Origin of the sequence: Massilia luteola (genome assembly GCF_034420155.1) — a bacterium.
Classification (GTDB): domain Bacteria; phylum Pseudomonadota; class Gammaproteobacteria; order Burkholderiales; family Burkholderiaceae_D; genus Telluria; species Telluria luteola.
This window is the reverse complement of record NZ_JAXOFN010000049.1, coordinates 25,279-36,377: the sequence shown is the minus strand read 5'-3', so window position 1 is coordinate 36,377 and position 11,099 is coordinate 25,279. Positions and strand designations below refer to the sequence as shown.

Annotated in this window: 6 protein-coding genes and 2 tRNA genes; 3 read left to right on the top strand and 5 right to left on the bottom strand. The window is 67.9% G+C overall.

The window, feature by feature from the left end; translation table 11 throughout:
- Positions 1 to 31: 31 nt before the first annotated feature.
- From U9J41_RS27945 to U9J41_RS27935, 3 genes are all read right to left on the bottom strand, one after another.
- Positions 32 to 108 (bottom strand) — tRNA-Arg (locus U9J41_RS27945).
- A gap of 59 nt (positions 109 to 167) precedes the next feature.
- The gene (locus tag U9J41_RS27940) at positions 168 to 629 is read right to left on the bottom strand and encodes a GNAT family N-acetyltransferase (RefSeq protein WP_322405448.1); all 462 of its coding nucleotides are present in this window, start codon (positions 627 to 629) and stop codon (positions 168 to 170) included.
- A gap of 87 nt (positions 630 to 716) precedes the next feature.
- Positions 717 to 793, bottom strand: a tRNA-Arg gene (locus U9J41_RS27935).
- A gap of 109 nt (positions 794 to 902) precedes the next feature.
- On the opposite strand from U9J41_RS27935, the gene U9J41_RS27930 reads away from it, so the two are divergent.
- Positions 903 to 4,847, top strand: a complete 3,945-nt coding sequence (locus tag U9J41_RS27930; protein WP_322405447.1) for a sensor histidine kinase — start codon at positions 903 to 905, stop codon at positions 4,845 to 4,847.
- Positions 4,848 to 4,878: 31 nt separating this feature from the next.
- Here U9J41_RS27930 and U9J41_RS27925 read toward each other — a convergent pair whose 3' ends face one another.
- On the bottom strand, positions 4,879 to 5,838 hold the full coding sequence (locus U9J41_RS27925; protein ID WP_322405446.1) for a D-2-hydroxyacid dehydrogenase: 960 nt from the start codon (positions 5,836 to 5,838) through the stop codon (positions 4,879 to 4,881).
- Positions 5,839 to 5,952: 114 nt separating this feature from the next.
- Entirely contained in the window at positions 5,953 to 6,294 is a 342-nt protein-coding gene (locus tag U9J41_RS27920; protein ID WP_322405445.1) for a hypothetical protein, read from the bottom strand.
- Positions 6,295 to 6,516: 222 nt separating this feature from the next.
- On the opposite strand from U9J41_RS27920, the gene U9J41_RS27915 reads away from it, so the two are divergent.
- Together U9J41_RS27915 and ligD are read left to right on the top strand one after the other, a co-directional pair.
- Positions 6,517 to 8,187 (top strand): M28 family metallopeptidase, encoded by a 1,671-nt coding sequence (locus U9J41_RS27915; protein WP_322405444.1) that lies wholly within the window; start codon positions 6,517 to 6,519, stop codon positions 8,185 to 8,187.
- A 160-nt stretch (positions 8,188 to 8,347) separates the two neighbouring features.
- The gene (ligD, locus tag U9J41_RS27910; protein ID WP_322405443.1) at positions 8,348 to 10,939 is read left to right on the top strand and encodes a DNA ligase D; all 2,592 of its coding nucleotides are present in this window, start codon (positions 8,348 to 8,350) and stop codon (positions 10,937 to 10,939) included.
- Positions 10,940 to 11,099 lie beyond the last annotated feature (160 nt).

Here is an 11,099-nt window from a genome sequence, read left to right as displayed (position 1 = left end):
CAGATCTTGCGATCTGGCCTTTCGAAAAAGCTGGTGCGGCTGGCAGGAATCGAACCCACGACCCCTTGGTTCGTAGCCAAGTACTCTATCCAGCTGAGCTACAGCCGCCCGAGGCACGCATTATAGCAGCGGTTTCATGATCGTCAAAGTGTCCGTTGCCCGCGTGCTCACAGTTCATGCGAATAGACGATGAAGCCCAGGTGCCTGGCGACTTTGTCGTAGAGCGCACGGCCGGCCGCGTTTCCCGTGTGTGTCTGCCAGTACACGCGCGAACTGCCAGCATTGCGCGCCGCGTCATATACACCTTCGATCAGGCGCCTTCCAATGCCAAGTCCGCGCAAGTCAGGGGCAGTGAACAAGTCCTGGAGGTAGCAGACGTCGTGCAGCCGCGTCGTGCTGCGGTGAAAAACGAGGTGTGCGAGGCCGACGATGCGGCCGGCGTCCGTGGCCACCAGGGCGTGCACGGGTTCGGCCGGATCGAGGAATCGGTGCCACGTGGCTTGCGTGATCTCCTCGGGCAGGGCGGTGGGGCCGCTGCGCTGGTAGAACGCGTTATAGCCGTCCCACAGCGGGCGCCAGCCGTCGTAGTCGGCGGGTGCGAGCGGCCGGATGATCAGTTGAGCGGACATGTGGATGGCTGTGTTGTCGAAACCGACATCATACCCGGACGCGGAAATGAAAAAGGCCAGATCTTGCGATCTGGCCTTTCGAATGATTGGTGCGGCTGGCAGGAATCGAACCCACGACCCCTTGGTTCGTAGCCAAGTACTCTATCCAGCTGAGCTACAGCCGCCCGATGCACGCATTATAGCAGTGGCATCCCGAATGAGGAAGTCTTAATTTTTCTCAACATTTTCAAGTGTTCTGGTAGATTAGGGGCCGTGTCCTGGAAATCCGAAATCATGCCGCCCGTGAACCGAGCGCCGCATCCGCCGGCGTATGCACTGGCGTTGCTGCGCATGGTTTGCGGCGTCGTGCTGGCGTGCCTGTGTTCGGCGGCGCTGGCGAGCGGGCCGCGCAGCCTGCGCTTCGAGCGCATCGGCCTGGAGGAGGGGCTGTCGCAGGAATCCGTGCTCGCGATCCTGCAGGACCGCGAGGGCTTCATGTGGTTCGGCACCCAGGCCGGCCTGAACCGCTTCGACGGTTACCGCAACCAGATCTTCCGCAACGATCCCAACGACCCGTCCAGCCTGGCCGACAATTATGTCCAGGCCGCGTATGAGGACAGCCAGGGCCGGTTGTGGTTCGGTACCCGCGGCGGCCTCGTGCGGTTCGATCCCGCGACCCGGAAATTCGTGCGCCTGCCGCTCCTCGCCGGCAGCGAGCGCACGGCGCGCAACAGCGCCGTCACGGCGATCATCGGCGATGGCGCCGGCGGTCTGTGGGTCGGCACCGGCGACGGCCTGGTGCACGTCGATCCCGCCACCGGGCGCTTCCACGCGCTGCGCCACGGCGCCGACGCCGCCAGCCTGCGCGACGACCGCGTCACGGCGCTTGCCCTCGACCCCCGCGGCGGCGTGTGGATCGGCACCGGCGTCGGCCTCGACCACCTGGCGGCAGGCGCCGCCCGCTTCGACCATTTCGATATCGACGCCGCCGGCGGCAGCAAGCGCAACGCCGTGGTCGCGCTGTCGATGGGGCCGCGCGATACGCTCTGGATCGGCACCGACGCCGGCCTGGAAGCGTGGCGCATCGGCCAGGGCCCGCCGCAGCGCCACCACGTCGGCGCCGACGAAGGCATGAACGACGGCCGCGTGCGTACCCTCTATCACGACCAGGGCAGCAACCTGTGGGTGGGCACGGAACTCGACGGCCTCAAATGGCGCGACCCGACGAGCGGACATTTCGTCGCCTACACCAGCCAGTCGCTCGACCGCCACACGCTGTCGGACAACCAGATCACGGCGATCTGGGTCGACCGCACGGGCACGCTGTGGGCGGGCACGATGTTCGGCGGCGTCAATCGCGCGGACCTGGCCAGCGGCGGCTTCTCCCGCTTCTCGATGCTGCCGGGCCAGGTGGACGACGCCAGAAGCGCGCGCAAGATCCGCAGCATCGCGGTCGGCGCCGACGGCCGCCTGTGGCTGGGCACGACGGGCGGCGGCATCCTGCATCTCGATCCTGTCAGCGGCCGCGCCGACGTGCTGCGCCACGATCCGGCGCATCCGGGCAGCCTGCCGGACGACGTCGTCAACAGCGTGCTGCCGGGGCGCGGCCGGCTGTGGGTGGGTTCGCCGAGCGGGCTGTCGTGGCGCGACCCGACGACCGGGCGCTTCACGCCGATGCCGCTCGGCCGCGAGGCCGGCGCGAACTGGATCCAGTCGCTCACGCTCGATCGCGCCGGGGCGCTGTGGATCATCACCCGCGGCGGCCTGTTCATGGTGGAGCCGGACGGGCACACGCTGCACGGCTGGCGCCACGATCCGGCCGATCCGGCCAGCCTGGGCGAGAATTTCGGGTTCGACGTGCTCGAGGACCGCGCCGGCGCGATCTGGATCGGCACGGAGAATGGCCTCGACCGCTACGACCGCGCCACCGGCACCTTCACGCACTACCGCCACGATCCGCGCGATCCGGCCAGCCTGGGCCACAATCGCATCTACTACTTATACGAGTCGGGGCGCGGCGACCTGTGGGTGGGCACGGCGGGCGGTCTGCAGCGCGTGGAGCGGGACGCCGGCGGCAAGGTGGCGTTCCGCCTGTTTCCCGTCACGCCCGCGCGCGAACAGGTGCCGATCGGCGGCATCCTCGAAGACGGCAACGGCCAGATCTGGGTCAGCACGACGGTCGGCCTGACCCGCGTGGACCCGGAAACGGGGCGCTACAAGAACTACAGTGCGAAGGACGGCCTGACGGACGGCTCGTACTTCGTCGGTTCGGCGGCGCGCGGCGCCGACGGCGAACTGCATTTCGGCGGCATCAACGGCATGACGTCGTTCCAGCCGGAGGAGATCCGCGACAACCCGTTTCCGCCCACCGTGGTCATCACCGATTTCCTCGTGTTCAACCGGCCGCGCGCGCTGCCCGTCGCCGTCGACCGCCTGCACGACATCCGCCTGAGCTACCGCGACACCGTGTTCACGCTCGAATTCGCCGCGCTGCATTACGCCGACCCGCAAGCGAACCGCTACGCCTACCGGCTGCGCGGCTTCGACCGCGACTGGACCGAGACCGATGCCCGCAAGCGCTTCGCCACCTACACGAACCTCGATCCGGGCGACTATGTGTTCGAGGTGCGGGCCGCCAACAAGGACGGCGTGTGGAGCGACAAGCCGGCCACGCTCGCCATCTCGATCACGCCGCCGTTCTGGATGACGTGGTGGTTCCGCCTGTTCGGATCGACCGTGCTGGCCGGATGCGCCGTCGCGCTGTACCGCCTGCGCGTGCGGGTGCTCGTGCAGCAGAAGGAGCGCCTCGAGCGCCAGGTCGGCGCGCGCACCGCGGAACTCGTGCTGCAGAAGGAGCAGGCGGAGCGGCGCAAGCAGGAGGCCGAGGCGCAGAAGGAAGCGGTGGAGCAGGCGCGGCGCAACATCGCGCTGTTGTCCGACATCGGCCGCGAGCTGACGGCGAACCTGGACAGCGAGGCGATCATGGCCAACGTGTTCGGCCAGGTGCGCCAGCTGATGGATGCGCCGCTGTTCGCGATCGGCATGGCGCGCGCGGACGGGCCGCTGGACTATCCGTACGTCGTCGCGGACGGGCGCCGCGTGAGCGCGGCGGGCTGGTTCCCGGCGCGCGTGCGCGGGCTCGGCGAGTACTGCCTGGCGACCGGCGAGGAGATCCTGATCGGCGACCTGGCGCGCGATTACGCCCGCTTCGCCGCCCTCGTGCGCGACGTGCTCGGGGGCGATGCGGCCGGCGCGGCTCCGGCCGGTTCGGGCGGCGAAACGCTGCCGGCGCCGCGTTCCCTGCTGATCGTGCCGATCCTCGTCGGCAGCCGCGTGCTGGGCGTGATCACGGTGCAGAGCGGCCGGCCCGGCGCCTACCAGAACGTCCAGCTGGACATGCTCAGTACCCTGGCGTCGTACGTGGGCGTGGCGCTCGACAACGCCGACGCCTACCGCCAGCTCAAGGAAACCCAGGCCCAGCTGGCGGCGCGCGAAAAGCTCGCGTCGCTCGGGTCCCTCGTCGCGGGCGTCGCGCACGAATTGAATACCCCGATCGGCAACAGCCTGCTGATGGCGAGCACGCTGGAGGAAAAGACCGACGCGCTGGCCGACCGCTTCGCGCGCAGCACGCTGAAGAAATCGGACCTGGAGACGTGGATCGCGGCGGCGCGCGAAGCGGCAAGCCTCATCGTGCGCAGCCTGAACGGGGCGGCGGACCTCGTGAACAGTTTCAAGCAGGTGTCGGTGGACCAGGCCAGCACGCAGCGGCGCCGCTTCGACCTGGACCAGGCCTGCCACGAGATCGCGGCGACGATGATGAATCAGGTGCGCCGCGCCGGCCACACGCTCGAGCTGCGCGTGCCGCCGGGGATCGCGATGGACAGCTATCCCGGCCCGTTCGGCCAGGTCGTCATCAACTTCGTCAACAACGCGCTGCTGCACGGCTTCGACGCGCCGGGCGGCCGCATGCTGCTCGTCGCCTCGCCGCTGGACGGCGAGCGCGTGCGCATCGAGTTTTCCGACGACGGGCGCGGCATCGCGCCGGAACACCTGTCGCGCATCTTCGATCCGTTTTTCACCACGCGGATGGGGCGGGGCGGCACGGGCCTGGGCCTCAACATCGCCTACAACCTCGTGACGACGCTGCTGCAGGGGACCATCCGCGTCGAGAGCCGGCCGGGCCAGGGCACCGCGTTCATCCTCGAGCTGCCGCTGCGCGCGGCGCCCGGCGGCGCGTAATGCGAGGTGGGCACGGCGTGCCCACCCCACGTCAAACGATGTTCTTCGGGCTGCCCGCCACCCACGCTTCCAGGTTGTCGACCAACATATCGGCCAAGGTCTGCATCGCCCCACTGCTGGCCCACGCCACATGCGGCGTGAGCACGAAATTCGGCAGGCGCAGCTGCAGCAGCGGATTCTCCGGCACCGGCGGCTCCTTGCTCAGGACGTCGAATCCGGCGCCGGCGATCGTGCCGTCCGTCAGCGCCCGCGCCAGCGCCGCTTCGTCCACGAGGCCGCCGCGCGCCGTGTTGATCAGGATGGTGCTGCGCTTCATCGTCGCCAGCTCGCGCGCGCCGATCATGTGGCGGGTCTGGTCGTTCAACGGCAGGTGCAGGCTCACCACGTCCGACGTGGCCAGCAGCTCGGCCAGCGGCAGCGGCACGACGTCGCTGTCGGCGACGGGAGAGCGCGACGCGACGGCGATCTCCATGCCGAACGCGCGCCCGATCTGCGCCACGCGGCGTCCCAGCGCGCCGTAGCCGACGATGCCGAGGCGGCTGCCGGCCAGGTCGCCGATCGGGTGGTCGAGCAGGCAGAAGCGCGTCGACCGTTCCCAGCGGCCCGCCTCGACGTCGGCCGCGTAGGCGCGCAGGTTGCGGCGCACGGCCAGGATCAGCGCGAAGCAGTGCTCGGGCACGGAGACGAGCGAGTAATTGCGGATGTTGGCGACGGCGATGCCCCGTTCGCGGCAGGCGGCGAGGTCGACGTTGTCGGTGCCGGTGGCGGCGACGGCGATCATCTTCAGGTCCGGCAGTTGCGCGATCGCGTCCGCGCGCAGCGGCACCTTGTTCGTGATGGCGATGGCGGCGCCGCGCAGGCGCGCCACGACGTCGCCGGCGTCCGTGGCCGGGTAGTCGCGCCAGCGGTGCGCGAAGGCGGGCGTGCGGATGTCGGCGATCAGGCTGTCGCGGTCGAGGAAGACGATCTGGTGCTGAGCGATGTCGTGCATGGCAGGCCCGGATGAGGAGGGACCGCCATTGTAGAACGCCGACGAAAAAAAGACAGGGCGAACCCTGTCTTCCGAGGATGGAGGGGCTTGAGCCGGTTCTGCGCCGCCGGCGGATTACTTGGCGGCGTCGGCTTTCTGGTCTGCGTGTGCCTCGGCCTTGTCGGCTGCGGCGTCCACCTTGGCTTTGGTGGCTTTCTTGTGTGCCTTGGCTTTCTTCTTCGCGGCGTCGGCCTTGGCGACGGCAACGTCGGAACTGGCTTCGGCGGCTTTCTTCTCCAGCTTCGCGTCGGCTTTCACGTCGGCCTTCTCTTCCTTGGCTTCGGCCTTGGCGGCTTTCTTGTCGGCCTTGACCGCGGCCTTGGTGGCAGGAGTCGTCGTGGCCGGGGTGGCGGTCGTCTGGGCGTACACCGAGGTGGCGAACAGGCCTGCGATCAGGGTGGCGACGATTTTGCTCATGGCGATGTTTCCTTCAGGGCTTGTTGAGAGAGGGATGATTCCCGTGCTACTGGGCCAGAAACGCGGCCCCGCCACGACCCGTTGACGATCCTTTACATCCGGTTACAAAGTACGTACGGCAATACGTTTGCCGGCATGCTGTTTGACACTAGAAATTATTCCAACGATACTCTGGCGGCACCACCAGTGCGCCCCAATAACATCGACACCACAGAGACGCCCGTGAGAACACAACACTCCCTCCGTACCACCCTGACTGCCATCGCGCTCGCCACCGCGGCGCTGGCGGCACAGGCCGCAAACACCGTCCACATCGATCCGCAGCACCTGTCGCAGGACGTCAAGGTCCTGTCTTCCGACGCGTTCGAAGGCCGCGGCCCGAACACGGCCGGCGAAACGAAGACCATCAACTACATCGTCGACCAGTTCAAGGCCGCCGGCCTGCAGCCGGGCGGCGACCTCGTCGACGGCAAGCGCGGCTGGACCCAGGACGTGCCGCTGGGCCGCTTCGAGATCCAGGGCCCGGTCCAGATCACCGTGAACGCGGGCGGCAAGACGCAGACCTATACGCAAGGTAACGAAGTCGCCGTGCGCGCCGCGATGACGGGCGCGAAGACCGTCGATTTCAAGAATGCCCCGCTGGTGTTCGTCGGCTACGGCGTGACCGCGCCGGAACGCAAATGGGACGATTTCAAGGGTCAGGACCTGAAGGGCAAGCTGGCCGTGGTGCTGATCAACGACCCGGACTTCGAGACGGGCAAGGGCGATTTCGGCGGCAAGGCCATGACCTATTACGGCCGCTGGACCTATAAATACGAGGAGATGGCACGCCGCGGCGCGCTGGGCACGCTGGTCGTCCACGAGACGGCGCCGGCCTCGTACGGCTGGGCCACGGTGAAGAACTCGAACACGAACGTCCAGTACGACATCGTGCGCAAGAATCCGCTCGAGACGCATGCGCCGGTCGAAGCGTGGATCCAGCGCGACGCCGCCGTCGACCTGTTCAAGCACGCCGGACTGGACTTCGACAAGCTCAAGAAACAGGCCCAGACCCGCGCGTTCAAGCCGGTCGAACTGAAGGGCGTGACGATGTCCGCGCACTTCGCCGTCGACGCCAAGGTCATCACGTCGAAGAACGTGCTGGCGATCCGTCCGGGCAGCGAGCACGCGGACCAGGTCGTGATGTACAGCGCGCACTGGGACCACCTGGGCGTCGGCCTGCCGGACGCGAAGGGCGACAAGATCTACAACGGCGCCGTCGACAACGCCACCGGCATCGCCGCGCTGCTGGAGCTGGCGCGCGCCTACGCCAAGGCACCGGCGCCGAAACGCAGCGTCGTGTTCCTGGCCGTGACGGCGGAAGAGAAGGGCCTGCTGGGTTCCGAATACTATGCGAACAACCCGGTCTATCCGCTGGCGAAGACGGTCGGCGTGATCAATATGGATGCGCTGAGCCCGTACGGTCCGGCACGCGACTTCACCATCTCCGGCAGCGCCAAGCTCGAGCTGCTCGACCGCCTCGTCGCCAAGGCGAAGCAGAACGGCATCGCTTATGCCGCGGATCCGAAGCCGGAAGCGGGCCACTTCTTCCGCTCCGACCACTTCTCGTTCGCCAAGCACGGCGTGCCGGCGATCTCGTTCGGTTCGGGCGAGGACTGGGAGCAGGGCGGCGTCGCGGCGGGCAAGGCGGCGGAAGAGAAATACGTGGCGGTCGCCTACCACCAGCCGGCCGACGAGTGGAGCGCCGCGTGGCCGTTCACGGGCATGGCGCGCGACCTCGGCATCCTGTATTCGGTGGGCCGCGACCTGGCGGATTCGTCGGCGTGGCCGAACTGGTCCAGGGACTCCGAGTTCCGCGCCGCGCGTGACGCAAGCGCGGCCGAACGCAAGTAATCCGCAACGACAGGCGGGCCCGGGGAGCCCACCCTACGCCGCACGCATCCGTAGGGCGGGCACCCCGTGCCCGCGAAGCGCACCATCAAAGGTTAACTGGCGAACAGTCGCGTCCGCACCTCTTGCCTACACTGAGGCAAATAGATGCCGAGGTGATGCCATGCCCGACCCGTTAAAGCTGTACAAGGCCAAGCGCGATTTCAAGGTCACGGCCGAGCCCAAGGAAGGCGGCGAGGCCAGCACGGGCGCCTTGACCTTCGTGATCCAGAAACACTGGGCCACCCGCCTGCACTACGATTTCCGCCTGGAACTGGACGGCGTCATGAAGAGTTGGGCCGTCCCCAAGGGCCCCAGCTTCGACACCCACGACCGCCGCATGGCCGTGCACGTGGAAGACCATCCCATCTCGTATTCCGACTTCGAGGGCACGATTCCGCCGCAGCAGTACGGCGCCGGCAAGGTCATCGTCTGGGACAAGGGCACGTGGGAACCCGTCGGCGATCCGCGCAAGGGCCTTGCGAAGGGCGAGATCAAGTTCGAGATGCATGGCCACAAGATGCACGGACGCTGGGTGCTCGTCCGGCTGCGCGGCCACGAGGACGACAGGCAGGAACCCTGGCTGCTCATCAAGGAGAACGACGGATACGCCCGTCCGGCCGGAGAATTCTCCGTCGTCGACGAGATGCCGGACAGCGTCAGGGATCTGCCGATGCCCGCGCCGGGCGCCGCCGCGCCGGGCGCCGCGGCGACGGCAAAGCCGGCGCGCAAGCCCGCGGCGAAACCGAAGCGCGGCGCGCTGCCCGACGGCGCCGCCAAGGCCGACCTGCCGGCGAAGCTGACGCCGGAACTGGCGACGCTCGTCGACGGCCCGCCGGCCGATCCGGAAAACTACATCTACGAAATCAAGTTCGACGGCTACCGCATGCTCACGCGGGTGCAGGGCAAGGACATCCGCTTCATCACCCGCAACGGCAACGACTGGACCGCCAAGCTCGCCCCGCTGCAACAGGAAGTCCGCCGCATGAAGCTGCCGGACGGCTGGTACGACGGCGAGATCGTCGTGCACGACGAGAACGGCAAGCCGAACTTCAACCTGCTGCAGCTCGCGTTCGACGGTTCCAATACCGCGAAAATCGTCTACTTCGTGTTCGACGTCCCGTACTGCAAGGGGTACGACCTGCGCGACGTGCGCCTCGATGCGCGCCGTGCGCTGCTGCAGGACGTGCTGGCCGCGCGGCCGTCCGACATCGTCCGGTTCTCGGCCGAGTTCGGGACCGACCCGGCGCAGCTCGTCGCCGCCGCGTGCCAGATCGGGCTGGAAGGCGTGATCGGCAAGCGGCGCGACTCGCGCTACGTGACGCGCCGCTCGCCCGAGTGGATCAAGCTGAAATGCGGGCAGCGCCAGGAATTCGTCATCGGCGGCTACACCGATCCGCAAGGATCGCGCACGGGCATCGGCTCGCTGCTGCTGGGCTACTACGACAAGGACGGCGTGCTGCGCTACGCGGGGAACTGCGGCAGCGGATTCAATGGCGCGTCGCTGCGCCACATGCGCGCCGTGCTGGAAGAGATCGGGACGGACAAGAACCCGTTCCCGCCGCGCGCCGTGCCGGGCCGCACGAATCACTGGGTCAGGCCGGAGCTCGTCGCGGAGGTCAGCTTCTCGGAATGGACCGCCACCGACTCCGTCCGCCACCCGGTGTTCCAGGGCCTGCGCAAGGACAAGCCGGCGAAGAGCGTCGTGCGCGAGCTGCCGAAGCACCTGCAGGCCGAGGCGCCGCCGGAGGATGCGAAGCCCGCGCGCAAGCGGGCGGCGAAGAAGGCGCCGGCGGCGGACGACGCATTGCCCGGCAACCTGCCCGCCACGTTCAAGGTCACGCACGGCGAGCGCGTGATGGATGCCGACAGCGGCGTCACGAAGGTCGAGATGGTGCGCTACTACGCCCTCGTCGGCGCGCTGATGATGGAACACCTCGAGGGCCGGCCGGTCTCGCTCGTGCGCGCGCCCGAGGGCGTGGGCGGGGAGCTGTTCTTCCAGAAGCACGTCGGCGACACGCGCAAGATGCCCGGCGTCGTGCAGATGGACCAGGCGCTCGATCCCGACCACCCGAGCATGATCGAGATCGCGACGCCCGAGGGCCTGTTGTCGAGCGCCCAGTGGAACGTCGTCGAGATCCATAGCCAGAACGCGACGGCCGGGCACTACGACACGCCGGACCGCATGGTGTTCGACCTCGACCCGGGCGAGGGCGTCGCCTGGCCCGAGGTGCAGGAAGCGGCGCAGCTCATGCGCGCCTTCCTGCAGGAGCTGGGGCTGAAGCCGTTCCTCAAGACCAGCGGCGGCAAGGGCCTGCACGTGGTCGTCCCGCTCAAGCCTAAGCTCGACTGGGACACCGTGAAGGACTTTTCGCACGCGATCGTGGACCACCTGGCGCAGACGCTGCCGGAGCGTTTCTCGGCCAAGAGCGGCGCGAAGAACCGCGTGGGCCGCATCTTCATCGATTATCTGCGCAATGGCCGCGGCGCGACGACCGTGGCCGCGTGGTCGGCGCGCGCACGTCCTGGCCTGGGCATCTCCGTGCCCGTGCGCTGGGAAGAACTGCCCGGCCTGAAGTCGGGCAGCCAGTGGACCGTCAAGTCCGTGCACACGCGGCTCGACGAGGGCAATGCGCCATGGGCGGACTACGCCAAGAGCGCGACCACCCTCACCAAGGCCATGAAGGCCCTCGGGTTCAAGCCCGGCAAGAAGTGACCCGCCGCACGCCGCCCCGGCGGCAGCGGCGCCGCCCGCAAATTCCCCTGCCAGATTGCCGCGTCGCGCGCGACTTCCTCTCCACTTGTTAATTCGCTGGCAAATTTCATTTGTCAGATTGGTGATTTTGCGAATTGCCGCTCTTCCATTAAAACTCACA

Excerpts from the sequence above, each read along its gene's own strand:
- U9J41_RS27925 (WP_322405446.1), bottom strand. The coding sequence starts at position 5,838 with ATGCACGACATCGCTCAGCACCAGATCGTCTTCCTCGACCGCGACAGC.
- U9J41_RS27930 (WP_322405447.1), top strand. The coding sequence starts at position 903 with ATGCCGCCCGTGAACCGAGCGCCGCATCCGCCGGCGTATGCACTGGCG.
- ligD (WP_322405443.1), top strand. The coding sequence starts at position 8,348 with ATGCCCGACCCGTTAAAGCTGTACAAGGCCAAGCGCGATTTCAAGGTC.
- U9J41_RS27920 (WP_322405445.1), bottom strand. The coding sequence starts at position 6,294 with ATGAGCAAAATCGTCGCCACCCTGATCGCAGGCCTGTTCGCCACCTCG.
- U9J41_RS27940 (WP_322405448.1), bottom strand. The coding sequence starts at position 629 with ATGTCCGCTCAACTGATCATCCGGCCGCTCGCACCCGCCGACTACGAC.